Origin of the sequence: Streptomyces sp. NPDC093568, from assembly GCF_044764945.1 — a bacterium.
GTDB lineage: Bacteria > Actinomycetota > Actinomycetes > Streptomycetales > Streptomycetaceae > Streptomyces.
In genome coordinates this window covers 387,159-411,237 of record NZ_JBIWJD010000002.1, presented here as the reverse complement: position 1 = coordinate 411,237, position 24,079 = coordinate 387,159, and the positions used below count along the sequence as shown (strand labels likewise).

25 protein-coding genes are annotated in these 24,079 nt (G+C 71.6%); 9 read left to right on the top strand and 16 right to left on the bottom strand.

From position 1 onward, the window contains the following. Positions 1-7: 7 nt before the first annotated feature. Positions 8-793, bottom strand: coding sequence for an IclR family transcriptional regulator (locus ACIRD7_RS11405; protein WP_403452399.1), 786 nt, complete (start codon positions 791-793; stop codon positions 8-10). A gap of 109 nt (positions 794-902) precedes the next feature. Here ACIRD7_RS11405 and ACIRD7_RS11400 point away from each other — a divergent pair, with 109 nt between their 5' ends. Both ACIRD7_RS11400 and ACIRD7_RS11395 read left to right on the top strand, forming a co-directional pair. Next, complete coding sequence (locus tag ACIRD7_RS11400; protein WP_403452397.1) at positions 903-1,850, top strand: 5-dehydro-4-deoxyglucarate dehydratase; 948 nt, start codon at positions 903-905, stop codon at positions 1,848-1,850. 264 nt (positions 1,851-2,114) lie between these two features. Then, positions 2,115-3,272, top strand: coding sequence for a carbohydrate kinase family protein (locus ACIRD7_RS11395; protein ID WP_403452395.1), 1,158 nt, complete (start codon positions 2,115-2,117; stop codon positions 3,270-3,272). Positions 3,273-3,347: 75 nt separating this feature from the next. Here ACIRD7_RS11395 and ACIRD7_RS11390 read toward each other — a convergent pair whose 3' ends face one another. The 3 genes from ACIRD7_RS11390 to ACIRD7_RS11380 all read right to left on the bottom strand — a co-directional run bounded on the left by ACIRD7_RS11390 (position 3,348) and on the right by ACIRD7_RS11380 (position 5,492). Continuing rightward, on the bottom strand, positions 3,348-4,148 hold the full coding sequence (locus ACIRD7_RS11390; RefSeq protein WP_403452393.1) for a VOC family protein: 801 nt from the start codon (positions 4,146-4,148) through the stop codon (positions 3,348-3,350). A gap of 140 nt (positions 4,149-4,288) precedes the next feature. Further along, entirely contained in the window at positions 4,289-4,642 is a 354-nt protein-coding gene (locus ACIRD7_RS11385; RefSeq protein WP_403452392.1) for a cytidine deaminase, read from the bottom strand. A 28-nt stretch (positions 4,643-4,670) separates the two neighbouring features. Continuing rightward, positions 4,671-5,492 (bottom strand): helix-turn-helix transcriptional regulator, encoded by an 822-nt coding sequence (locus ACIRD7_RS11380; RefSeq protein ID WP_403453065.1) that lies wholly within the window; start codon positions 5,490-5,492, stop codon positions 4,671-4,673. Positions 5,493-5,640: 148 nt separating this feature from the next. Here ACIRD7_RS11380 and ACIRD7_RS11375 point away from each other — a divergent pair, with 148 nt between their 5' ends. After that, positions 5,641-7,092, top strand: a complete 1,452-nt coding sequence (locus ACIRD7_RS11375) for an MFS transporter (RefSeq protein ID WP_403452390.1) — start codon at positions 5,641-5,643, stop codon at positions 7,090-7,092. On the opposite strand, the gene ACIRD7_RS11370 is transcribed toward ACIRD7_RS11375, so the two are convergent. From ACIRD7_RS11370 to era, 5 genes are all read right to left on the bottom strand, one after another. Then, positions 7,054-7,413 carry an MmcQ/YjbR family DNA-binding protein gene (locus ACIRD7_RS11370; RefSeq protein WP_403452388.1) on the bottom strand — a complete coding sequence of 120 codons (360 nt, stop codon included), beginning with the start codon at positions 7,411-7,413 and terminating at the stop codon, positions 7,054-7,056. The genes ACIRD7_RS11375 and ACIRD7_RS11370 overlap by 39 nt on opposite strands. Continuing rightward, positions 7,410-8,717 carry a hemolysin family protein gene (locus ACIRD7_RS11365; protein WP_403452387.1) on the bottom strand — a complete coding sequence of 436 codons (1,308 nt, stop codon included), beginning with the start codon at positions 8,715-8,717 and terminating at the stop codon, positions 7,410-7,412. The genes ACIRD7_RS11370 and ACIRD7_RS11365 overlap by 4 nt, the downstream gene beginning before the upstream one ends. Continuing rightward, complete coding sequence (ybeY, locus tag ACIRD7_RS11360; RefSeq protein WP_403452386.1) at positions 8,714-9,211, bottom strand: rRNA maturation RNase YbeY; 498 nt, start codon at positions 9,209-9,211, stop codon at positions 8,714-8,716. The genes ACIRD7_RS11365 and ybeY overlap by 4 nt, the downstream gene beginning before the upstream one ends. Positions 9,212-9,226: 15 nt before the next feature. Beyond that, a complete protein-coding gene (locus ACIRD7_RS11355) occupies positions 9,227-10,291 on the bottom strand; it encodes a PhoH family protein (RefSeq protein WP_403452385.1) in 1,065 nt (354 codons plus the stop codon). Positions 10,292-10,612: 321 nt separating this feature from the next. Beyond that, complete coding sequence (era, locus tag ACIRD7_RS11350; RefSeq protein WP_403452383.1) at positions 10,613-11,575, bottom strand: GTPase Era; 963 nt, start codon at positions 11,573-11,575, stop codon at positions 10,613-10,615. A gap of 131 nt (positions 11,576-11,706) precedes the next feature. Here era and ACIRD7_RS11345 point away from each other — a divergent pair, with 131 nt between their 5' ends. Next, positions 11,707-13,038, top strand: a complete 1,332-nt coding sequence (locus ACIRD7_RS11345) for an ammonium transporter (RefSeq protein ID WP_403452382.1) — start codon at positions 11,707-11,709, stop codon at positions 13,036-13,038. After that, positions 13,035-13,373, top strand: coding sequence for a P-II family nitrogen regulator (locus tag ACIRD7_RS11340; RefSeq protein WP_403452380.1), 339 nt, complete (start codon positions 13,035-13,037; stop codon positions 13,371-13,373). Before ACIRD7_RS11345 ends, ACIRD7_RS11340 begins: the two co-directional genes overlap by 4 nt. Before the next feature lie 43 nt (positions 13,374-13,416). Here the strand turns inward: ACIRD7_RS11340 and ACIRD7_RS11335 are convergent, their stop codons facing one another. Together ACIRD7_RS11335 and ACIRD7_RS11330 are read right to left on the bottom strand one after the other, a co-directional pair. Next, entirely contained in the window at positions 13,417-13,893 is a 477-nt protein-coding gene (locus ACIRD7_RS11335) for a hypothetical protein (RefSeq protein ID WP_403452378.1), read from the bottom strand. Positions 13,894-14,125: 232 nt separating this feature from the next. Then, positions 14,126-14,974 (bottom strand): helix-turn-helix transcriptional regulator, encoded by an 849-nt coding sequence (locus ACIRD7_RS11330; protein WP_403452377.1) that lies wholly within the window; start codon positions 14,972-14,974, stop codon positions 14,126-14,128. A 119-nt stretch (positions 14,975-15,093) separates the two neighbouring features. Here ACIRD7_RS11330 and ACIRD7_RS11325 point away from each other — a divergent pair, with 119 nt between their 5' ends. Then, positions 15,094-15,948 (top strand): NAD-dependent epimerase/dehydratase family protein, encoded by an 855-nt coding sequence (locus ACIRD7_RS11325; protein WP_403452375.1) that lies wholly within the window; start codon positions 15,094-15,096, stop codon positions 15,946-15,948. 123 nt (positions 15,949-16,071) lie between these two features. Next, positions 16,072-16,467 (top strand): peptidase inhibitor family I36 protein, encoded by a 396-nt coding sequence (locus ACIRD7_RS11320; RefSeq protein ID WP_403452373.1) that lies wholly within the window; start codon positions 16,072-16,074, stop codon positions 16,465-16,467. Positions 16,468-16,495: 28 nt separating this feature from the next. Here the strand turns inward: ACIRD7_RS11320 and ACIRD7_RS11315 are convergent, their stop codons facing one another. The 4 genes from ACIRD7_RS11315 to ACIRD7_RS11300 are packed head-to-tail and all read right to left on the bottom strand — an operon-like array spanning position 16,496 to position 20,473. Next, positions 16,496-17,737 carry an MFS transporter gene (locus ACIRD7_RS11315; RefSeq protein ID WP_403452372.1) on the bottom strand — a complete coding sequence of 414 codons (1,242 nt, stop codon included), beginning with the start codon at positions 17,735-17,737 and terminating at the stop codon, positions 16,496-16,498. Continuing rightward, entirely contained in the window at positions 17,734-19,068 is a 1,335-nt protein-coding gene (locus tag ACIRD7_RS11310; protein WP_403452371.1) for a GH1 family beta-glucosidase, read from the bottom strand. Before ACIRD7_RS11310 ends, ACIRD7_RS11315 begins: the two co-directional genes overlap by 4 nt. A 46-nt stretch (positions 19,069-19,114) precedes the next feature. Further along, positions 19,115-19,381 carry a protealysin inhibitor emfourin gene (locus tag ACIRD7_RS11305; RefSeq protein ID WP_403452369.1) on the bottom strand — a complete coding sequence of 89 codons (267 nt, stop codon included), beginning with the start codon at positions 19,379-19,381 and terminating at the stop codon, positions 19,115-19,117. 21 nt (positions 19,382-19,402) lie between these two features. Next, positions 19,403-20,473 carry a M4 family metallopeptidase gene (locus tag ACIRD7_RS11300; RefSeq protein ID WP_403452368.1) on the bottom strand — a complete coding sequence of 357 codons (1,071 nt, stop codon included), beginning with the start codon at positions 20,471-20,473 and terminating at the stop codon, positions 19,403-19,405. A 318-nt stretch (positions 20,474-20,791) separates the two neighbouring features. Between ACIRD7_RS11300 and leuA the strand changes: the two genes are divergently transcribed. Both leuA and ACIRD7_RS11290 read left to right on the top strand, forming a co-directional pair. After that, positions 20,792-22,513: a 2-isopropylmalate synthase gene (leuA, locus tag ACIRD7_RS11295; protein WP_403452366.1), complete on the top strand. Its 1,722-nt coding sequence runs from the start codon at positions 20,792-20,794 to the stop codon at positions 22,511-22,513. A gap of 317 nt (positions 22,514-22,830) precedes the next feature. Further along, the gene (locus ACIRD7_RS11290) at positions 22,831-23,529 is read left to right on the top strand and encodes a TerB family tellurite resistance protein (RefSeq protein ID WP_403452364.1); all 699 of its coding nucleotides are present in this window, start codon (positions 22,831-22,833) and stop codon (positions 23,527-23,529) included. Positions 23,530-23,539: 10 nt separating this feature from the next. Here the strand turns inward: ACIRD7_RS11290 and ACIRD7_RS11285 are convergent, their stop codons facing one another. Then, positions 23,540-23,962, bottom strand: coding sequence for a DUF6234 family protein (locus tag ACIRD7_RS11285; RefSeq protein ID WP_403452362.1), 423 nt, complete (start codon positions 23,960-23,962; stop codon positions 23,540-23,542). Between the last annotated feature and the right edge of the window lie 117 nt (positions 23,963-24,079).

Here is a 24,079-nt window from a genome sequence, read left to right as displayed (position 1 = left end):
GGCCGCCTCACCTGCGCCAGTGCACCGCCCCGGCCCCGCCCGGAACCGTCGCCTCGATCTTCGATCTGATCTCCCGCATCACCGCGACGATCCGCTCCTCGTGCTCCGCCGACAGCCGGGCCACGGGCACCGAGCAGCTGATCGCGTCCTGGGCCGGGGAGTCGTAGCGCAGGGCGAAGCCGAAGCCGACGATGCCGGTCACCCCTTCCTCGCGGTCGACCGACCAGCCGCGCGCCCGCACCCCGGCCAGATCCGCCGTCAGGGCGGCGCGGGTGGTGTGGGAGTTGGGGGTGAGCGCCTCGTAGGGGCCCTCCGGCAGGTCGGCGTCCGGGCGTTCGGCGAGCAGCGCCTTGCCCAGCGCACCCGCGTGGGCCGGCAGGCGACGGCCGACCCGGCTGATCGTGCGCAGGTACTCGTGCGACTCGCGCGTCGCCAGGTACGCCACGTCCCGGCCGTCGAGGCGCCCCATGTGGATCGTCTCGCCCAGCGCGTCGGACGCCTCGTCGAGATACGGGCGTACGACGCGCACGCGCGGGTCGGAGTCCAGGTAGCCGGTGCCGGTGAGCAGGGCGTGGATGCCGATGCCGTAGAGCGAGCCGGTGACGTCGGTGCGGACCCAGCCGCGCGAGATCAGGGTCTGCAGCAGCGCGTACATGGAGCTGCGCGGCACGGCCAGCTCGTCGGCCAGCTCCTGGAGGCGCGCCGGGCGGTCGCCGCGCGCGGCGAGGAGTTCCAGCAGCTCGACCGTCCGCGCCGCGGACTTCACCTCGCGGACGCCGCCTGTCTCCGACATGGGCCGATGGTAATCGGGCCGACCGCGGCATTGACGGTCCCGGTTCGCGTATCTAATCTCAATTCTCATACGTGGATGAGGTCTACATGGGAAGACAGGAAGACTGGAGATGACCAGGGTGAGCCTCGATACGGACACGGCCCGCCGTCTGCGGGACGGCATGGCCCACGGCGTGCTGTCGTTCCCGCTGACGAGCTTCCACGAGGACGGCTCGCTGGACCCGGACGGCTTCCGCGCCTACGTCGCCGACCGGCTCACCACCGCGCCCGGCGCCCTCTTCCCCGCCTGCGGCACGGGCGAGTTCTTCTCGCTGGACGAGGACGAGTACCGCCAGGTCGTCTCGATCGCCGTCGAGGAGGCGGGCGGACGTGTGCCCGTCGTCGCCGGGACCGGGTACGGCTGGGCGCAGGCCGTCCGCTTCGCGCGCATCGCCGAGGAGGCCGGCGCCGACGCCCTCCTCGTGCTGCCGCACTATCTGATCGCCGCGCCGCAGGACGGCCTGGTCGCCCAGCTGGAGCGGATCGCGGCCGGCACCCGGCTCCCGCTCATCGCCTACCAGCGCGGCCAGGTCGCCTTCACCGTCGACTCGCTCCGGCGCATCGCCGCCCTCCCCGGCGTCATCGGCCTCAAGGACGGCCACAGCGACCTCGACCGGCTCCAGCGCCTCACCCTCGCCGCACCCGAGGACTTCCTCTTCTTCAACGGGGCCCTCACCGCCGAGGTCCAGGCCCGCGCCTACGCCGCCGTCGGCGTCCCCGCCTACTCCTCCGCCGTGCACGCCTTCGCCCCCGAGATCGCGAACGCCTTCTTCGCCGCCCTCGCCGCCGGCGACCACGGCACGGTCGACAAGCTGCTGCGCGACTTCTACGTCCCGTTCGTCGAGCTGCGCGACCGGGTGCCCGGATACTCCGTGGCCCTGGTGAAGGAAGCGGCCCGGCTGCGCGGACACCCCGTCGGACCCGTGCGCGCCCCGCTCACCGACCCGTCGGCCGCCGACCTGGCCGACCTGCGCACCCTGCTCACCGCGGGACTCGACCTCGTGGGAGCCGCGCCGTGAACCTCACCGTCGGGGAGATCTAGCGGCCGACGAGTCCGCGGCGCGGTGTGCGGCCCGGGAAGCGGCTGGTGGGCCAGGGGCGGCGGTGGTGTCGGGCTCGGCGGCGCCCGGGGCCGGGGCCGTGTCCGCCCCTGACAGTGGCCGGTGCGCCCGGAGCCGCGCCCGTCCACCCCGCACGGACGGGCGGCTCGGGCAAGATCGCGGTGGTGTTGTCGGTGGCGTGGTGCACACTGGCCAGATCAGCACCACGTCAGGGAGCGCACCGTGACCACGCCCACCGCGCCCAACGGAAAGGGACCCTCGCCCCAGCGGCCGCCGACCAAGGCGGTGGGGCCCTACCGACGGGCCCAGGTCGACCCGCTCGCCGGCCTGCGCGAGCCCGCCGACCCGCCCTGGGACGTCTACCTCACGGGCACGGTGTTCCTGGACATCATCTTCACCGGCCTCGACTCCGCCCCGGTGCGCGGCACGGAGTCCTGGGCGCGCGGGATGGGCTCCAGCCCCGGCGGGGTGGCGAACATGGCCACCGCCCTGGCCCGCCTCGGCCTGAAGACCTCCCTCGCGGCCGCCTTCGGCGACGACCACTACGGCGACTACTGCTGGGACGCGCTGGAGCAGGGCGAGGGCATCGACCTCTCGCCCTCGCGCACGGTCCCGGGCTGGCACTCACCGGTGACGGTCTCGATGGCGTACGAGGGGGAGCGCACGATGGTCTCCCACGGCCACGAGCCGCCCCCGGAGGAGCCCGCGCCGGACTGCCCGCCCCGCGCGAGAGCCGCCGTCGCCTCCCTGGAGCCGGGCAGGCGCGCACCCTGGATCGCCCAGGCCGCGAGCAAGGGCGCCCGGATCTTCGCGGACGTCGGCTGGGACGACACCGGGGCGTGGGACCTGGCGGGCCTCGCGGACCTGGAGCACTGCGAGGCGTTCCTGCCGAACGCGCAGGAGGCGATGCGGTACACGCGCACCGACTGCCCCCGCAAGGCGGCCCACGCCCTCACCGCGCACGTCCCGCTGGCCGTGGTCACCCTCGGCGCGGACGGCGCGTACGCGGTGGACGGCAGGACCGGCGAGACGGCCGAGGTCCCCGCCATCGCCGTGGAGGCACTGGACCCGACGGGGGCCGGTGACGTCTTCGTGGCCGGCTTCGTCACCGGCACCCTGGCCGACTGGCCGCTCGCCGACCGGCTCGCCTTCGCCGGGCTGACCGCGGCCCTCTCGGTCCAGGAGTTCGGCGGCTCGCTGTCCGCACCCGGCTGGGCCGAGATCGGCGCCTGGTGGCGTCAGGTCCAGTCCCTCGACCGGCAGGACCCCGAGGCCCTGCGCCGGTACGCGTTCCTGGCGGACCTGGTTCCGGAGGCGGCGGCGAGACCCTGGCCGCTGCGGCGGGCGGTGCCGACGATCGGGTTCGGACGCTCGGCGTGAGGGTGCCGCCGCCGGGCGGACTCAGCCGGGGCCGGCCGCCGGGCGGACTCAGGTGGGGCCGGCCGCCGGGCGCACTCAGGTGGGCGGGGCCGGCTTCAGCACCACGAAGTCCGCGTTCGACGGGTCCACGCACACGGCCAGCCGGCCGACGCCTTCCGCGTCGTCCGGTCCCATCTGCACGCTGCCGCCGTTCTCGGTGACCTTGGCGACCGCCGCGTCGCAGTCGTCGACGTTGAACACCGGGTGCCAGTAGGGCCGTCCGCCCGCCAGCGCGAGATTCTCCTTCGGCAGCTGCATCAGGCCGCCCTGCATACGCTCCTCGGGCTGCCCGGCCGGCGTGATCAGGGTGTACGCGCCACCGCCGCCCGGCAGCTCCATGTCGCTGAACTGCCAGCCGAACACGCTGCCGTAGAACTCCTTCGCCGCCGCGGCGTCGGTCGTGTACAGCTCGGTCCAGGACAGCGAGCCCGTCTCGTCGGCCAGCTCGAAGCCCGCGTTCTTCCCCGGCTGCCAGACCGCGAACTGCCCGCCCAGCGGATCGCTGAACTGCGCCATCCGGCCCCAGTCCTCGAGGTCCGTCGGAGCCACCCGCACCGTGCCGCCCGCGCTTTGCACCGCCTGGCTCGTCGCGTCCGCGTCGGTGACGGTGTAGTAGATCATCCAGGCCGAGCGCGCCCCCTCCTCGGTGAGCTTGCCGAGCCCGGCGACGGTCTTGCCGTCCTTCTTGAACATCCCGCCTTCCATCTCACCGCCCTCGCCCATGGACTCGTACTCCCAGCCGAGCACCGCGCCGTAGAAGGCCGCGGCGGCCCGGACATCAGGGGTGCCGAGGTCGAGCCAACACGGGGAGCCGGGAGTCTGGTCGGTGGTGATCATGACGAATCCCTTCCGCCGAACCTGTATGCCCTCAGCGTGACACCGGGCACTGACAATCGCCCGTCGGATCCGTCCGGCAAGGGCGGGAGGGGAGGGGCCGGCAAGGGGGGAAGGTCCGGCAGGGGAGGGAAGAGCCGGCCTCAGCCCGCCGTCACCGTCGCCCGCACCGCCCCGTCCGGCCCCGCCACCAGCACCGGCGTCTGCGGTCCGCCGAGGTCCCGTACCGCCGCGCGGTCCTCCTCCGACGCGGTCGCGGCCTCCGTCACCACCGCCGCCGCCTCCAGCGAGGTCGCCCCCGACGCCACCGCCATCGCCACCGCGGTGCGCAGCGCGCTCAGCCGCAACGAGTCCAGGGCGACGGTCGCGGCGACATACGTACGGCCCGTCTCGTCCCGTACGGCCGCCCCCTCGGGCACGCCGTTGCGGGCCCGGGCCGAACGGGCCAGGGTGACGATCTTGCGGTCCTCGGGGTCAAGCGCGCTGATCTCGGTCATGAGCTGAGCATACGGAGGGCCGCCCGGCCTATCCGGCCACGGGGTACATCGCCCCGCGCCGCCCCTCCGGGGACGCCAGCCACTGAAGCTTCGCCGCCGTGTTCGCCTCGTCCAGCGGGGTGTGCAGGACGATCGACAGATCGGGCCGCACCGGCATCTGCATCACGCTCGACTCCATGCACAGCAGCCCGACCAGCGGATGCTCCAGCTCCTTGCGGATCTGCCCGGCGTCCTCGATGTCCCGGCGCTCCCACAGCGCGGTGAACTCCGCACTCGACGCCTTCGCCTCGGCCAGCACGGCCTGGAAACCCTCGTCGTCGGGGTTGGCCGAGCACACCGCGCGGAACTGTGCGACCACCGTGGCGGCGTTCGCGTCCCAGTTCTTCGACCGCGACCGGTACATCGGATCCGTGAAGAAGTCGATCAGGCAGTTCCACCGCTTGCCGGGCCGCATGCCGAGCACCGCCGCGGCCGCGTCGTTGTGCATCACGCCGTTGTAGTACTTGTCCATGATGTGCGCCGGATACGGCATCCACGCGTCGATCAGCCGCCGCAGCCCGTCGCACATGTCCTGCTTCTCGGGCGCCACTTCGGGAGCCGGCGGATTCAGCCCGGCGAGCAGATACAGATGCCGGCGCTCGGCGTTGCTCAGCCGCAGCACCCGGGCCACGGAGTCCAGCACCTGCGGCGAGACGGAGATCTCCCGCCCTTGCTCCAGCCACTGGTACCAGGAGGCGCCCACCCCGGCCAGCACGGCGACCTCCTCGCGCCGCAACCCCGGCGTACGGCGCCGCGGACCGCCGTCCGGCAGGCCCGCCTCGCCCGGGGTCACCCGGGCCCGCCGGCTCATCAGGAACTCGCGCAGCTCGCGCCGCCGATGGCTTTTCAGCACGCCCTCGGACACGTACGGATCCCCCTCATCCCGTTGCCTGGTGGTGCCACCACCAGCACAACTTCCCGCTCCCCACGGCTATTCCGGCGCCCGCAGGCTGGTGCCCATGGCGATCGACTCCACCACCGCTCCCGCTCCCACCCCACCGCTCGACACCCCCCGGATGTCGACGCGCGACAAGCTCGTCCTGTTCGTCCTGTGCGCCGCCCAGTTCATGGTCGCGCTCGACTTCTCCGTCCTGAACGTCGCCCTGCCCGTCCTCGGCGCCGACCTCGGCATGAGCACCTCGGCGCTGCAGTGGGCGGTCACGGCGTTCGCGCTGCCCTCCGGCGGTTTCCTGCTCCTGTTCGGCCGCATCGGCGACCTCTACGGCCGCCGCCGGCTCTTCCTCACCGGCCTCGCCCTGTTCGCCGGCGCCTCGGCGCTCGCCACGTTCGCCTGGGACCCGGCGTCGTTCCTCGCCGGACGCGCCCTGCAGGGGCTCGGCGCGGCGGTCATCGTCCCGACGGGCATGTCGCTGCTGACGACGACCTTCGCCGAGGGCCCCGCCCGCGACCGCGCCCTCGGCATCTCGGGGACGCTGATGTCGCTCGGCTTCACCATCGGCATGGTCGCGGGCGGCGTCCTGACCGACGCGCTCGGCTGGCGCTCCACGATGGGGCTGCTCGCGGTCTTCGCACTGATCGTGCTGCCGCTCGCGCCGGGCCTGCTGCCCGAGTCCCGCACCCCCGACCGCCCCCACCTCGACGTCCCCGGCGCGATCACCGTCACCGGCGGCCTGCTCTCCCTGATCTACGCCCTGACGACGGCCGCCGACCACGGCTTCGGCCGCGCCGACGTCGTCGCGACCCTGATCGCGGGCCTCGCGCTCCTCGTCGCCTTCGTGGTCGTCGAGTCCCGCGCCGCGTCCCCGCTGGTCTCCCTGCCGATGCTGCGCCGCCGCACGGTGGCCTGGGGCAACCTGGGCGGCCTGGTCACCTTCTCGATGATGTCGACGGTGATCTTCGTCCTGACCCTGTACCTCCAGGAGATCCTGCACCTGTCGGCCTGGCAGACCGGGCTGGTCTTCGGTGTCCAGGGCGTCGTCTCGGTGATCGCGGGCGCGCTCACCCCGCGCTTCGTCAGCCGCCTGGGCGCCCGCCGCACCCTGGTCGTCTCGCTCGCCGGACAGGGCGCCTTCGTCGCGGGCCTGCTGTTCCTGAACGCGCACACCTGGTCGGTCTGGCTCGCCACGGCCGCCGTCTCGCTGGCGAGCATGTTCCACCTCGGCGCGATCATCTCCTACGGCCTGACCGTCACCTCCGGCGTCCCGGACGGGGAGCAGGGGCTGGCCACCGGACTGGTCACCTCGACCCAGCAGATCGGCCTCACGGTCGGCATCCCGCTGCTCGGCGTCCTCGCCACCACCGCCGACGACCTGCTGTCCGGCACCCGCACGGTGATGGCCCTGAACGCGGGGATCGTCCTCGCCGCCGCCGTCCTGGTCGCGCTCGGCCTGCGCACCCGGCGGGCGACCCGCTCAGGGGCGGTCGAGACGCAGTCGGTCGGCTCTCGGTAGCCCCGCCACGACGAGGTCGTAGGAGTCCTCGACGAGCTCCCGGACCATGCCGTCCGGGAGCTCGCCGTCGACCGTCACCGTGTTCCAGTGGCGCTTGTTCATGTGGTAGCCGGGGACGATCAGGCCGGGGTGCTCGCCGCGCAGCCGCACCGCGTCCTCCGGGTCGCACTTCAGGTTGACCGTCAGGGGCCGGGCGTCCAGGTTCGTCAGGGCGAAGAGCTTGCCCAGCACCTTGAAGACCGAGGTCTCGGGGTTGAACGGGAAGTCCTCCACCGTCGCGTTGAACGACAGGCAGAGCGCGCGCAGCTCCTGCGGGGTCACTCGGACTCCTTCTCCTCCTCCGGGAGCGCGGCGGGGATCACCGGCTCCACGAGCACGGTCACGATCTTGTTCCGCCGGCCGGCCGCCGCCTCCGCGGTCAGCCGCAGCTCACGGCCGTCGGGCAGCTCGACCACCGAGGAGGCCCCGGCGATCGGGACCCGTCCGAGCGCCTTCGCGAGCAGCCCGCCGACGGTCTCCACGTCCTCGTCGTCGTACTCGTCGAGGCCGTACAGCTCGCCCAGGTCGGTGATGTCCAGGCGGGCGGTGACGCGGTAGCGGTCCTCGCCGAGCTCCTCCACCGGGGGCAGCTCACGGTCGTACTCGTCGGTGATCTCGCCGACGATCTCCTCGAGGATGTCCTCGATGGTGACGATGCCGGCGGTGCCGCCGTACTCGTCGATGACGACCGCGACGTGATTGCGCTCCTTCTGCATCTCGCGCAGCAGGTCACCGGCGTTCTTGGTGTCGGGCACGAAGAACGCGGGCCGCATCGCCGTCGACACCAGCTCGCTCTCCGCGTCCCGGGAGATGTGCGTCTTGCGGGTCAGGTCCTTCAGGTACACCATCCCGACCACGTCGTCCTCGCTCTCCCCGACCACCGGGATCCGCGAGAAACCGGAGCGCAGGGCGAGGGTGAGGGCCTGGCGGATGGTCTTGTAGCGCTCGATGACGACGAGGTCGGTGCGCGGGACCATGACCTCGCGCACCAGGGTGTCGCCGAGCTCGAAGACCGAGTGCACCATCCGGCGCTCCTCGTCCTCGATCAGCGACTCCTTCTCGGCGAGGTCGACCAGGGCCCGCAGCTCCGCCTCGGAGGCGAACGGTCCGCGGCGGAAGCCCTTGCCGGGGGTGAGCGCGTTGCCGATGAGGATCAGCAGATAGGGGATCGGGCCCATGATCCGGGCGAGCGGCAGCAGGACGTACGCCGCCGCCGTCGCCGTGTTCAGCGGGTGCTGGCGGCCGATGGTGCGCGGGGAGACCCCGACGGCGACATAGGACACCAGGACCATGACGGCTATCGCGACCAGCAGGGCCTCGGTGGTGCTGTCGAACTCCTGCAGGCTGGCGTACGTGACCAGCGCCGCGGCGGCCATCTCGCACGCCACGCGGACCAGCAGCGCCACGTTCAGATAGCGCGTCGGGTCGGCGGCGACCAGCGCGAGCTTCTCGCTGCCGCGCCGGCCGCTGCGTACGGCCTCCTCGGCGCGGAAGCTGGAGACGCGCGCCAGGCCCGCCTCCGCGCAGGCGGCGAGCCAGGCGACGACCACCAGGGCGATGGCCCCGGAGACCAGGGCGAGACTCATGACACGGTCGGGGCCGGGGAGGGGCCGGTCAGCCCCTTCTCCGCACGCCAGCCGTCCACGATCGCGGCCTGCAGACCGAACATCTCGGCCTTCTCGTCGGGCTCCTCGTGGTCGTACCCGAGGAGGTGCAGCACACCATGGACGGTGAGCAGCTGGAGCTCCTCGTCCATGGTGTGCTGGGTGGGCGCTTCCGCCCCCTGCTTGGCGGCGACCTCAGGGCAGAGCACGATGTCGCCGAGCAGCCCCTGCGGCGGCTCGTCGTCGTCCTTCGTGGGCGGCCGCAGCTCGTCCATGGGGAAGGACATGACATCCGTCGGCCCCGGCAGGTCCATCCACTGGATGTGGAGCTGCTCCATGGCGTCGTCGTCCACGACGATCACCGAGAGCTCGGAGAGCGGGTGGATGCGCATCCGCGTGAGTGCGTAGCGGGCGATGTCGAGGATCGCCTGCTCGTCGACCTCGGTTCCGGACTCGTTGTTGACGTCGATCGACATGGTCGCGCGTGTTCTCTACTTCCCCTTGTGCCCGGCCTTGCCGCGGCCCTTGTGGGTGCCGTTCTGGGTGCCGTGGCTGCTGTCGTACTTCTCGTACGCGTCGACGATACGGCCGACCAGCTTGTGCCGGACGACATCCTGCGACGACAGCCGCGAGAAGTGCACGTCGTCGAGGCCCTCCAGGATGTCCTGCACCTGCCGCAGACCGGACTTGGTGCCGTCCGGGAGGTCGACCTGGGTCACGTCACCGGTGATGACGATCTTCGAGTCGAAACCGAGGCGGGTGAGGAACATCTTCATCTGCTCGGGGCTGGTGTTCTGGGCCTCGTCGAGAATGATGAAGGCGTCGTTGAGCGTGCGACCGCGCATGTAGGCGAGCGGCGCGACCTCGATGGTCCCGGCGGCCATCAGCCTGGGGATGGAGTCGGGGTCGAGCATGTCGTGCAGCGCGTCGTACAGGGGCCGCAGGTAGGGGTCGATCTTCTCGTAGAGCGTGCCGGGCAGGAACCCGAGCCGCTCACCGGCCTCGACCGCCGGCCTGGTCAGGATGATGCGGTTGACCTGCTTGGACTGCAGGGCCTGCACGGCCTTGGCCATGGCGAGGTAGGTCTTGCCCGTACCGGCGGGGCCGATGCCGAAGACGATGGTGTGCTTGTCGATCGCGTCGACGTAGCGCTTCTGGTTGAGGGTCTTCGGGCGGATCGTGCGGCCCCGGGAGGAGAGGATGTTCTGGGTGAGCACCTCGGCCGGGGTCTCCTCCGGCCCCTCGCCGTTCTCGCTGGCTCTGAGCATCGCGATCGAGCGTTCCACTGCGTCCTCCGTCATCGGTTGCCCGGTGCGGAGCACCAGCATCATCTCGTCGAACAGGCGCTGTATGAGGGCGACTTCCGCGGAGTCGCCGACCGCGCTGATCTCGTTGCCCCGGACATGGATGTCGGTCGCCGGGAAGGCCGTCTCGATCACGCGCAGCAGGGAGTCGCCGGACCCCAGCACGGTCACCATGGGGTGCTGGGCGGGGACGGTGAACTGTGCTCTCGCCTGCCCCTGCGCGGGTGTGTGAGCTGTGGGTGTCTGAGTCATGGGCCGGCTCGTAGGCCTTGCTCGTCCTCCTCGATACGACTCGCCCGCCACAGGGGCGGCCTGGCGATTTCCAGAGTACGCCGGGGGACTGACATCGCCGTAGGACTTTTTCGCGGGGGCATGCCAAGCGGGACGGGGGCTCTTCTTCGCCCCCGCTCCTCGAACGCCGGATGACTTACCAGCCCGTCTGGGGGTCCCCCCTGCTCGGAGAGCTTGGGGGAGTTTGAGGACGAGGCCCCTTCAGGGCCGAAGCGGGGGTCTGGGGGCGGCAGCCCCCAGAAGGAGGGGACGGGTAAGGGCGGCGGGGGCGAAAAACCGGGGTCAGAAGCCCAGCTTGCGCAGCTGCCGCGGATCCCGCTGCCAGTCCTTCGCCACCTTCACATGCAGGTCCAGGAAGACCGGCGTACCCAGCAGCGCCTCGATCTGCTTGCGGCTCTTGATGCCGACGTCCTTCAGGCGCTTGCCCTTGGGGCCGATGATGATGCCCTTCTGGCTGGGGCGCTCGATGTAGACGAAGGCGTGGATGTCGAGGAGGGGCTTGTCGGCGGGGCGGCCCTCGCGGGGGAGCATCTCCTCGACGACCACCGCGATGGAGTGCGGGAGCTCGTCCCGTACGCCCTCCAGCGCGGCCTCCCGGATCAGTTCCGCGATCATGATCTGCTCGGGCTCGTCGGTGAGCTCGCCGTCGGGGTAGAGGGCGGGCCCCTCCGGCAGGAGCGGCACGATCAGGTCGGCCAGCAGGCTCACCTGCTTGTCGCCGACCGCCGAGACGGGCACGATCTCGGCCCACTCGAAGCCCAGCTCCTTGCCGAGCTGGTCGATCGCGATGAGCTGCTCCGCGAGGGTCTTGCCGTCCACCAGGTCGGTCTTCGTGACGATCGCGATCTTCGGCGTCTTCTTGATCGACGCCAGCTCCTTCGCGATGAAGCGGTCACCGGGACCGAGCTTCTCGTTCGCGGGCAGGCAGAAGCCGATCACGTCGACCTCGGCCCAGGTGGTGCGCACGACGTCGTTGAGGCGCTCGCCGAGCAGGGTGCGCGGCTTGTGCAGGCCGGGGGTGTCCACCAGGATCAGCTGGGCGTCGGGCCGGTGCACGATGCCCCGCACCGTGTGCCGCGTCGTCTGCGGCTGGTTCGCGGTGATCGCGACCTTCTGCCCGACCAGAGCGTTCGTAAGCGTGGACTTGCCCGCGTTGGGGCGGCCCACGAAGCAGGCGAAGCCGGCGCGGTGGACGGCCTCGGCCGGCTCATCGGATGACTGGGTACGAACGCTCATGGCGCCCATTGTCCCTGATCGTCGAAGCCTCGCCGTACACGGTGAGCTTCCGGAAACCCCCACGCAACGAAACGTCGCCGAAACACACCCGTACGCGACCGGAAACGCGAAGCCGTGAACCTCTGACGAACCCCGCACCGTTGGAGACCACCGTGCCCCTCGCCGCCGCAAGCGTCGACACCGGCGACACCGCCTGGCTGCTCGCCGCCACCGCCCTCGTGCTGCTGATGACCCCGGGCCTGGCCCTCTTCTACGGCGGCATGGTCCGCACGAAGAGCGTCCTCAACATGCTGATGATGAGCTTCGTGTCGATCGCCCTGGTGACGGTCGTGTGGCTGGCGTGCGGATACTCCCTCGCCTTCGGCGAGGACATCGGCGGCGGCCTCCTCGGCGGACTGGAGCACGCCGGGATGGCCGGCCTCGGACCCGACAGCGTCCAGGGCACCGTGCCCACCCTCCTGTTCGCCACCTTCCAGCTCACCTTCGCGATCATCACCGCCGCGCTGGTCAGCGGCGCCGTCGCGGACCGGGCGAAGTTCGGGGCGTGGCTGGTGTTCGTGCCGGTGTGGGCGCTGCTCGTATACGTTCCGGTCGCCCACTGGACCTGGGGCCCCGGCGGCTGGATCCTCGAGCGTCTCGGCGCCCTCGACTTCGCCGGCGGTCTGCCCGTCGAGATCACCTCCGGCGCCTCCGGGCTCGCCCTGTGCCTGGTCCTCGGCCCGCGGCTCGGGTTCAAGAAGGACGCGATGCGCCCGCACAACCTGCCCATGGTCGTGCTCGGCGCCGGACTGCTCTGGTTCGGCTGGTTCGGGTTCAACGCCGGCTCCGCGCTCGGCGCGAACGGTCTCGCCGCCGCCGTGTTCCTCAACACCCTCGCCGCCGGCTGCACGGGCCTGCTGGGCTGGCTCCTCGTCGAGCACAAGCGCGACGGGCATCCCACGACGCTGGGCGCGGCCTCGGGCGCGGTGGCGGGCCTGGTCGCCATCACCCCGTCCTGCGGCTCGGTCTCCCTGCTCGGCGCGCTGGTGATCGGCCTGGCCGCCGGCGTCGTCTGCTCGTACGCCGTGAGCTGGAAGTTCAAGCTCGACTACGACGACTCCCTGGACGTCGTCGGCGTCCACCTCGTCGGCGGTGTCATCGGCACCCTGCTGATCGGCGTCTTCGCGACGGCCGCCATGACGGGCGGGGCCGAGGGCCTGCTGTACGGCGGCGGACTCGCGCAGCTCGGCAGGCAGCTGGTGGCGATCGTGGCGGTGGCGGCGTACGCCTTCCTCGTCACCTACGGCATCGGCAAGCTCATCGACCGGGTCATGGGCTTTCGGGCGAGCGAGGAGCAGGAGCACACCGGCCTGGACCTTACGGTGCACGCCGAGAGCGCCTACGATCACGGGGTCCTCGGCCACGGAGCCCCGGTCACCGCGTCCCTCCCCTCCGCCGTCCCCGCCGCCCAGAAGGTCAAGAAGCAGGCATGAAGCTCATCACCGCGATCGTCAAGCCGTACCGGCTCGACGAGGTCAAGACCGCTCTCCAGGAGATCGGCGTGCACGGCCTGACCGTGACCGAGGCGAGCGGCTACGGCCGTCAGCGCGGGCACACCGAGGTGTACCGCGGCGCCGAGTACCAGGTCGACCTGGTACCGAAGGTGCGGATCGAGGTCGTCGTCGAGGACGCGGCGGCCGACGACGTCATCGACGCCGTCGTCAAGGCCGCCCACACCGGCAAGATCGGCGACGGCAAGGTCTGGGCGCTGCCGGTCGAGACGGTCGTACGGGTCCGCACGGGCGAGCGCGGCCCCGACGCGCTGTAGAGCGCCGGGCGCCGAGGCCGCGCCCCTCCTCGCGTCGGGTGCCTCAGTCGAACACGAACGGGCCCGGCGCCTGCGGCCCGGTCGCCGTGCAGGTGATGGTGATGCCGAAGACGGTCATCCGCAGCGAGCCGCCGAAGGCCTCCAGGCTGTCCCCGGAGGCCACGGTGCCGGTGAGCGGGCCGACCTGGACGGGGTCGCCGGCGGCCATCGCCGGGTTCTCGGTGCCGGAGAAGGCGACGGCGGGGCCGCCCGCCTTCGTCAGGGTGAGCGTCGAGGAGATCGAGTCCTCTCCCAGCGCGATCGGCGCGGTGATCGCGGAGGAGTTGAGGGTGAGGGTGGCGGCGGTGCCGTCCTGAGTCGCGGTGAGGGTGGCCTCGCCGCCCCCGAAGCCGCCGCAGTCGGCGGTGATCGTCGCGGTCGCGGGGGTGACGGCGAAGGCGGCCGGCGCCAGCGCCAGGCCGGTGACCGCGAGGGCCCCGGCCATCAGGGCCGCACCTGCTCCAATGCGCGTTCGTCTCATGGGGATTCGCTCCCTGTAGGGGTGGGGGAATTCGGTGAGTGGGGGGTGGGGTGGCCCGGCAGGTGGGTGCGAACACACTGCGCGGAGACCGAATCCGACAGCCCGAATCTGACGGTCCGTCGGAAACCGTCGGTTCCATTGATGCGCGTGGGGCGAGGGTCGGCAAGGGTGATTTCCGGCCTCAACTACCGGCGGGTACCGAAAGGTTGGGCAACCGCCCCCGGGGTGCGGATCAGGCCTTGCTGGGTGACATGTCCTGCAGCCCCACCACACGCAGGAGCGCCAGGCGTTCGTAGGCCTCGGTGCCGGGGCGGGCGGAGTGGACGACCAGCAGATGGTGGTGCTGGTGGCTCACCATGACCTCGCAGTCCAGCTCCAGCAGACCGACCAGCGGGTGCAGGAACCGCTTGGTCGCCCGGTTGCGCTGGGACACCTCGTGCTCGTCCCACAGGCGGGCGAACTCCTCGCTCGCCGCGCGCAGTTCGGCGACCAGCGCGGCCGGCTCCGGGTCGTCGGGGCGGGCGGCGGCCACCGCGCGCAGGGTGGACACATGGGCGCGGGCATGGGGCGCCCAGTCCTCCGGCGGGAAGAGCGTGCGCGCGGCCGGGTCCAGGAAGAACAGGCGCAGCAGGTTGCGTTCGCGCGGCGGGCGGGACATCACGTCGCCGACCAGCGCCTTCGCCATGGTGTTCTGCGCCAGCACCTCGCCGCAGTCGTTCACCACCTGCGCCGGGGTGTCGTGCAGCCGGTCCAGGATCAGCAGCAGCCCGGGACGGACGTGTGCCGACGCCGTCTCGCGCCGCGGCGGCTCCTCGCCGGCCAGGTGGAACAGGTGGTCCTGCTCGACGTCGGTCAGGCGCAGGGCGCGGCCCAGCGCGGTGAGCATCTGGCGGGACGGGCGCGGGCCGCGGGACTGCTCCAGCCGGGTGTAGTAGTCCACCGACATCCCCGCCAGCTGCGCGACCTCCTCGCGGCGCAGGCCCGGTGTGCGGCGCCGGGTGCCGGGCGTCAGACCCACGTCCGACGGGGTCAGGCGGGCGCGGCCACGGCGCAGGAAGTCGGCGAGTTCGGCTCGGTTCACCCCTTCAGCCTGCGCCACGCCGCGCGCCTTATCCAGGGACTGCCGATCCCCTGATCAACGGGTCTCTCCCGCTCTCCCCGGCCCCGTCCGAGGGTGGTCGGTGACGAGAGGAGCAGGACATGCTGACGTTGGTGACGGGTACGACGGGGCAGGTCGGCCGGCGCTTCGTGCCGAGGCTGCTGGCACAGGCCCGGGCGGGGGAGAAGGTCAGGGTGCTGGTCCGGGACGCGGCGCGGGGCGAACCGTACGCCGAACGGGGTGCCGAGGTCGTCGTCGGCGACCTGCGGGACGCGGAGGCGCTCGGCAAGGCGGTCGCCGGGGCCGACGCGGTCGTGAATGTCGCGGCCGCCTTCCGCGGGGTGCCGGACGAGGAGGCGTGGGCGGTCAACCGGGACGCGGCCGTCGAGCTGGGCCGCGCCGCGCGGTCGGCCGGTGTGAGGAGGTTCGTGCAGGTCAGCACGGGACTGGTGTACGGCACCGGACGGGGCCGCCCGCTGACCGAGGACGACGAGATCCGGCCCGGCGGGCCGATGTGGGGCGCCTACCCCGAGTCGAAGGCGCGGGCCGAGCGGGAACTGCTCGCGCTGGAGGGCCTGGACGTGCGCGTGGGCCGGCTCCCCTTCGTCTACGGCGAGGGCGATCCGCACCTCTCCCAGTCCCTGATGTGGGCCCGGAACTGGGCGGCCACCCAGCGGCTCCAGATGGGCCATCACGCGGACGTCGCCCAGGCGCTGCTGCGCATCCTGCACGCGCCGGGCATCGCGGGCCGCGTCTACAACATCGCCGACGACGCCCCGGTCACGGCGGTCGAGCTGCACCAGCTGGGCGGCGTCGACGTCCCGGCCGAACTGTACGACCGCACGGACCCCGACCCGTGGCACGTGATCACCTCCACGGTCCGTATCCGCCGGGAGCTGGGCTACCGCCCGCTGTACCCGTCGGTCTACGCGGCCCGGGAGGCCGGAGCGCTGTGACCGGCCTCCGGTTGCCTGACAGATGTCAGGGACCGGCGCCCTGAAGCACGCGCGATGCTGGGTCACTCGGGGGCGGCCGAATTGACCACGGCTGCCCCGAGTGACCGAAAACGGAGGGGCGACATGATGAAGACTCGGTTGCGCGCGAAGGCCGGCATGGGTGTGGCGGCAGTCCTGATGATGGGCGCCATGGGTGTGGCCGCGGCGCCGCCGGCGGCGGCCGCCCCGGCGGACTGCCCGAGGGAATACGTCTGCGTGTGGAACAACGACACGGCGTCGGGCAAGCCGACGTGGAAGTCGAAGGGGAACCTGTACGACCTGCGCTCGGAGAACGGGGTGACCATCGTCAACAACGGTGTGCGCCAGCCGGGTGCCGACCACATCTGGTACAACCTCACCACCACGCCGGAGAACGGCGGCAACTTCAAGGGCTGCCTGCACTACCCGAACGACACCAACATGGTGACCTTCGAGGGCCCCGTCACCCTGCACAGCGCACGGTGGGGCCGCGAATGCTGAGCTGATCGCCGCCGGCCCGCCCCAGCCCCTAGTCCACACCCCTGATCCGCCCCACCAGCACCGCCCCGGCCAGCCCCACCACCGCCGCCACCAGGTACAGCATCCGGTAGCCGCCCAGGTGGGTGACGACCGGCGCGGCGAGGGCGGGCGCCGCGACCTGGGGCAGGGCGTTGGCCACGTTGATGACGCCCAGGTCCTTGCCCCGGTCCCGCGCCGTGGGCAGGACGTCCGTCATCAGCGCGAAGTCGACCGACATGAACACCCCCAGGGCCACGCCCAGCAGCGCCGCCACGACGATCGCGCCCGCCCAGGTCTGCCAGCCGGCCAGCAGGGCCGTGGCCGCCGCCATCAGCACCCCGGACCACCTCACGAAGGGCTTGCGGCGGCCCACGCGGTCCGACCAGACCCCGCCCACCACGACCGTGGCCAGCAGCGCCACGCTGTCCACGGCGGTCAGGATGAGCACACCCTGCTCGGGGTCCTCGTGGTGGAGGCGGTCCCGCAGGTAATACAGCAGATAGAGAAGCACCAGCGCGTTGCTGAGGTTGATCAGGAAGCGGGTCAGCCAGGCCCAGCCGAAGTCCGGGTAGCGGCGCGGGCTCAGCCAGAAGCCGCGCGCGAAGGCACCCCAGGACCACGCGGGACGGTCCGCGGCCCCGAGCCGCAGGTCGCGGTGGCGGAGCACATACGGCAGCACCCCCGCCGCCGTGAACACCGCACACGCCACGTACCCCGCCGCGATCCCGCCCGCCGCCGTCGCGAGTCCCGTGCCGACGACCGCGCCGAGGATCTGCGCCGCCCCCAACCAGCCGCCCACCGCACCCCGTTGGAGCCGCGGCACCCGGTCCGGTACCGCCGCAGTCACCGCCGCGAAGGCCGCGTTGAGGGTCAGCTGCGCCAGGCACCAGCCGACCGCCATCACCCACAGCCCGCCCGCCCCGGCGAGCAGCAGCAACGACAGCGCCCCGCCCGCCGCACCGGCCACGATCCACGGCGTACGGCGGCCCCAGCGGGCCGCGGTGCGGTCCGACAGCGCGCCGAAGAACGGGTTGGCCGCCAGCGACACCACCGCGCCCACGCCGGTCACCCACGCCAGCAGGGTCTCCTTCGACATCCCGGTGCCGGGCGCGAAGTCCTCCGCCTGCCGGGCCAGCAGGATCTGCAGCGGGCCGTACCAGCCCACCCAGATCGCCACGTTGGCCAGCGACAGCGCGGCGGTCCAGCCCCTGCCGACCCGGTCCGTGGGTTCGGCGAGGGCGTCGGCCGTCATCCCCGCGTCCGGAGCACGTCCCGCAGCCAGCCGTACGACGCCTTCGGCGTGCGCTTCAGCGACTCGTAGTCCACGTGCACCAGACCGAACCGCCGTGCGTACCCCTCCGCCCACTCGAAGTTGTCGAGCAGCGACCACACGAAGTACCCGCGCACGTCCACGCCCGCCTCCACCGCCCGGTGCAGGGCGCGGATGTGGCCGTCCAGGTAGGCGATCCGCTCCTGGTCGTCGATGCCCTCGTACGAGCAGCCGTTCTCGGTGACGACCACGGGCGGCAGCCGGTCGCCGTAGCGCTCGCGGAAGCCGGTGAGCAGTTCCGTCAGGCCTTCGGGCACCACCGGCCAGCCGAAGTCCGTCGTCGGCACGCCCTCGATCTCCCGCACGGAGAAGGGCAGTTCGGCGGGCATGCTGATCCCGCCGAACTCGATCTCGGTGCCCTGCGGGGCGCCCACGCGGGTGGGGGCGTAGTAGTTGACGCCGTAGAAGTCGAGGGGCTCCGAGATGGTCTTCAGGTCCGCCTCGGCATCTCCCGGCATCAACTCGCCGATGCCCTCCGGGTACCGGCCGAGCAGCAGCGGGTCGGCGAACAGCCGGTTGAGGAGTACGTCGTAGAAGCCCGCGGCCTCCAGGTCCGCCGGTTCCTCCGAGGCCGGCCAGGTCGGCCCGTGCGAGTTGGCGATGCCGATGTCCGTCGCGCCGGCCGCGCGCAGGGCCCGCACCGCGAGACCGTGGGCCAGCAGCTGGTGGTGGGCGACCGGGAGGGCGTCGAAGAGGAGTTGCCTGCCGGGGGCGTGGGTGCCGAGGGCGTGACCCAGCAGGGTGTGCTCGGCGGGTTCGTTGAGAGTGATCCACTTCTTCACCCGGTCGCCCAGGCGCTCGGCGACCACCGACACGTACTCGGCGAACCGGGCCGCCGTGTCCCGCTCCAGCCAGTCCAGCGTGACCGGCAGGTCCCAGTGGAAGAGCGTCGGCACCGGCCGTACGCCCGCCGCGCACAGCTCGTCCACCAGCCGGTCGTAGAAGTCGAGGCCCTCCGGGTGGTTCACCCGGGGCCAGGAGACCGAGAAGCGGTACGCGTCCACGCCCAGGTCGGCCAGCAGCGCCACGTCCTCGCGGTACCGGTGGTAGTGGTCGCAGGCCACGTCGGCCGTGGAGCCGTCCTTCACCCGTCCCGGCTCGGCCGTGAAGGCGTCCCACACGGACCGCTCGCGCTCGTCCGCCGCGCCCTCGATCTGATGGGCCGAGGTCGAGACGCCCCACAGAAAGCCGGCCGGGAACTGAGGTATCGGGCTCTGCGCACCGCGCTCATCGATCGCCATGCGCCGGATCATCCGTACCGGCGGTAACGGAAGTCAACGCCCCGGCGTGAACTGCCCGTTACGCTCCTTCCTTCAGCACCCTGGAGATCAGCTTGCGCTGCTCGTCGGTGAGCCGGGGATCCGAGCAGTACACCGTCCGGCCGTCCACGGTGATCTGGTAGCTGAAGCCGTCCGGAACCCCGATCGGGGGCGTGCCCCGGCCGGCCGCGAGCGCGTGCTCGGCCAGGGCCTGCCACTCCTGGGCGTCGGGCCGGGCCGAGGTGTCCACCTCGGCGTACCGCTCGATGCCGGCGAATCCGCCCGTACGCCGTACCTGAATACGCATGGGTCCCTGTCTAGTACGGACTTAGAGGATCCGCACCCCGACCTGCTCCCATGCCTTGGACACGGCCTGGAGCTCCTCGCCGCCGTCGCCGAAGCGCTCGCGCGCGGCCTTGACGGTCAGCCCCGCGAAGTCGGTGAACAGGGCCCGGTCCGACAGCTCGCCGCCGGTCAGGACGTCGTACCAGATCTGGCCCGCCTTCTCCCAGGCGTGCCCGCCGAGGGCGGTGGCCGCCAGGTAGAAGGCGTGGTTCGGGATCCCGGAGTTGATGTGGACGCCGCCGTTGTCGCGGCCGGTGCGGACGTAGTCGTCCATCGTCGCGGGCTGCGGGTCCTTGCCGAGCACGTCGTCGTCGTACGCGCTGCCCGGCTCCTTCATGGAACGCAGGGCCTTGCCGGAGACGCTCGGGGCGAGCAGGCCCGCGCCGATCAGCCAGTCGGCCTCGGCCGCGGTCTGGCCCAGCGTGTACTGCTTGATCAGGGCGCCGAAGACATCCGACATCGACTCGTTCAGCGCGCCCGGCTGGCCGTAGTACGTGAGGTTGGCCGTGTACTGGGTGACACCGTGGGTGAGCTCGTGGCCGATCACGTCGATCGGGATGGTGAAGTCGAGGAAGATCTCGCCGTCACCGTCGCCGAACACCATCTGCTCGCCGTTCCAGAAGGCGTTGTTGTAGTTCTCGTCGTAGTGGACGGTGGCGTCCAGCGGCAGGCCGTCGCCGTCGATGGAGTGGCGGGCGTAGGCCTTGAGGAAGAGCTCGAAGGTGGCGCCGAGCCCGGAGTAGGCGCGGTTGACCGTGGCGTCCTGGCCGGGGTCCGCGCCCTCGCCGCGGACCTTGGTGCCGGGCAGGGCGGTGCCGTGCCGGGCGTCGTAGATGGTGCGCAGCGGCTGGTCCGACGGTGCCTTCGCCGTCGGGGCGGCCGCGAGGGCGAACTCGGTCGTGACACGGCGCTTGCCACGCAGCTCGCTGTCGCGCATCAGGGTCCGGCGAGCCGGGCCGGAGAGTGCGGGGTCGTCGTTCCGGGCCAGCTTGTCCAGGACGTGGGGCGGTACGACGGTGCAGAAGACGGGCTCGAAGCCCCCGTTGGTCGTCATGTGCGGCACCATTGCACTGCGTTAGGTCGCTGTCACTAGCCGCAACCATGATTGGTGAAATATGCGGACAGGGAGCAGCACTCTCTGTGACGAAGTGGTATGGCACACGTTTTGCCCCTTTCGTCCTTCGGGTCCCGCATACTGATACGGCGCCCCGCATCCGAGGAGGCTCGGCTAGCATGCTTCGCATCATGCGTTTCGGGCTGCTTCTTCTTAGCTGCCGCGGCGAGGGCCTGTAAGCCAGGTCGACTCCCTCCCCGCGGAGCTTCGCGTTGCGTCGTCGGCCGTCCATCCGGACACCTGAGGAGCCCCGCAGACATGGCGAACCGCCAGCAGCCCAGCACGATGCCGATCCACAAGTACGGCCGCTACGAGCAGGTCGACATCCCCGACCGGACCTGGCCGGGCAAGCGTGTCACCACCGCCCCCCGCTGGCTCTCCACCGACCTGCGTGACGGCAACCAGGCCCTGATCGACCCGATGTCGCCCGAGCGCAAGCGCCGGATGTTCGACCAGCTGGTCAAGATGGGCTACAAGGAGATCGAGGTCGGCTTCCCCGCCTCGGGCCAGACCGACTTCGACTTCGTGCGCTCCATCATCGAGGAGCCCGGGGCCATCCCCGACGACGTCACCATCTCCGTACTGACCCAGGCCCGCGAGGACCTGATCGAGCGCACGGTGGAGTCCCTGAAGGGCGCCAAGCGGGCCACCGTCCACCTGTACAACGCCACCGCCCCCGTCTTCCGCCGCGTGGTCTTCCGCGGCTCCAAGGACGACATCAAGCAGATCGCCGTCGACGGCACGCGGCTGGTGATGGAGTACGCCGAGAAGCTGCTGGGCCCCGAGACCGAGTTCGGCTACCAGTACAGCCCGGAGATCTTCACCGACACCGAGCTGGACTTCGCGCTGGAGGTCTGCGAGGCGGTGATGGACGTCTACCAGCCCGGTCCCGGCCGCGAGATCATCCTCAACCTGCCCGCCACCGTGGAGCGTTCCACGCCCTCCACGCACGCCGACCGGTTCGAGTGGATGGGCCGCAACCTGTCCCGCCGCGAGTACGTCTGCCTGTCGGTCCACCCGCACAACGACCGCGGTACGGCCGTCGCGGCGGCCGAGCTGGCGCTGATGGCCGGCGCCGACCGCATCGAGGGCTGCCTGTTCGGACAGGGCGAGCGCACCGGCAACGTCGACCTGGTCACCCTGGGCATGAACCTCTTCTCCCAGGGCGTCGACCCGCAGATCGACTTCTCCGACATCGACGAGATCCGTCGTACGTGGGAGTACTGCAACCAGATGGAGGTCCACCCGCGCCACCCGTACGTGGGCGACCTGGTCTACACCTCCTTCTCCGGCTCCCACCAGGACGCCATCAAGAAGGGCTTCGACGCGATGGAGGCCGACGCGGCGGCGAAGGGCGTCACGGTCGACGACATCGAGTGGGCGGTCCCGTACCTGCCGATCGACCCGAAGGACGTCGGCCGCTCCTACGAGGCCGTCATCCGCGTCAACTCGCAGTCCGGCAAGGGCGGAATCGCGTACGTCCTGAAGAACGACCACAAGCTGGACCTGCCCCGCCGGATGCAGATCGAATTCTCCAAGCTCATCCAGGCCAAGACGGACGCCGAGGGCGGCGAGGTCACCGGCGGCGACATCTGGGCGGTCTTCCAGGACGAGTACCTGCCGAACCCCGAGAACCCGTGGGGTCGGATCCAGGTCAAGAACGGCCAGTCGACCACCGACACCGACGGCGTGGACACGCTGAAGGTGGAGGCCACCGTCGACGGCGTCGACACGGTGCTGGCCGGTACCGGCAACGGTCCGATCTCGGCCTTCTTCGACGCGCTGGCGAAGATCGACATCGACGCGCGGCTGCTGGACTACAAGGAGCACACGATGAGCGAGGGTGCCTCCGCGCAGGCCGCCTCCTACATCGAATGCGCGATCGACGGCAAGGTTCTGTGGGGCATCGGGATCGACGCCAACACCACGCGTGCCTCGCTGAAGGCGGTCGTCTCCGCCGTCAACCGGGCGGCTCGCTGACGGTTCGCTCCGCGGGGGTGCGCCGACAGGTCGTGCCGCGAGGGGTTGTCCTGCGGCTGCGGCGCCGTCGTGGCTTGTCGCGCCCACGCGGCGGACCCGCACATCGACACAGCCCCGCGCCCCTTGAGGGCGTAGTCGTACCCGGAGTTTCTGGGCCCCGTCCGCCATGTTTCGGTGGGCGGGGTTCGCTCATTTCCGGCCATTGACCTGTGCAGGTCACGGAAAGGTCTCGTCCGGGGTACTGACTCCACGTCCGTGATGTGGCTAACATCACGCAAGCGCGGCGACGTTGCCGCGAGGTTTCGCGGAGGTGCGACGTGCTGCCAGGACGGGGACGAAACGGCCGTGCCACCAGGGCTGCGCGCATCCTGGGCACCCGCACCGCGTGGTCGGCCGTAGGCGACGGGGAGTTCTTCTGCCCCGGCTGCGGAGGCGACCGCAACTACCAGCGGCTGACCGGGCATCGCCGCTTCACGCTGCTCGGCGTGCCCGTGCTGCCGCGCGGCGAGAGCGCGCCGGTCGTGGAGTGCGCGGCCTGCCGCCGCCACTTCGGCACCGACGTCCTCGACCATCCGACCACCACCCGCTTCTCCGCGATGCTCCGCGACGCCGTCCACACCGTCGCCCTCGCGGTGCTGGCGGCGGGCGGCACCTGCGCGCGGCCGTCCCTGGAGACCGCCGCGGCCACCGTGCGCGCGGCCGGCTTCGACGACTGCACGGAGGACCAGCTGAGCGCCCTGGTCGAGGCGCTGGCCGCCGACACCGGCCGGGTCTTCTCCGAGCCCTGCGGCGCGGGCCTCGCCATAGAGCTCCACGAGGCCCTGGACCCCCTCGCCCCCCACCTGGCCCCCGCCGGCCGCGAATCGATCCTCCTCCAGGGCGCCCGCATCGCCCTGGCCGACGGGCCCTACACACCCGCCGAGCGGGATGTCCTGGCCACGGTGGGCGCAGCGCTGACGATCTGCGCCGACGACGTGACGAGCCTCTTGGCCGCGGCGGCCCGGACGCCCTCGTAGCGGCGGACGGTCAGCGGTACGCCGCGGACACGGACGCCCGGGACGGCTCCTCGCGCCGCTCGTCGAACTGCGCTCCGCTCACCGCGACGACCAGCACGGCCATGCCCACGAGCACCTGGAGCGAGGCGCTGACGACGGCACGGAGCAGCCACAGCGGGGCGGCCGTCAGCAGCACGATGCCGCCGGCGACGCCCACCGGGAGCCAGCTGAGCGTGAACGTGACGTCGGAGTTGTCCGCGCCCGGGTCGAACGGCCTCCAGTCGCCGCCGACGTCGATGCCGAGCAGCAGGGCCACCACCGTCCCGAGGGCGTCGAGGAGGAGCAGCCCGACGGCCAGGGCGATGTCCCCGGCGAGGGGCAGCCGCCGGCGTCCGCCGGGCGGGGGCGGCACGTTGGCGCCGCGGAAGTGCGGGAGGCCGGTGGGGGCGGTCATGGGGTCAGGATCGCCGGGAAACGGCCCCGGCCGCCTGAGTAGCGGTACTCAGGCTCCGCGTGCCGCCGTACTCCCCAGGGAGTAATCGCCCCGGCGCGTCGACCGAGGCAGTACTCC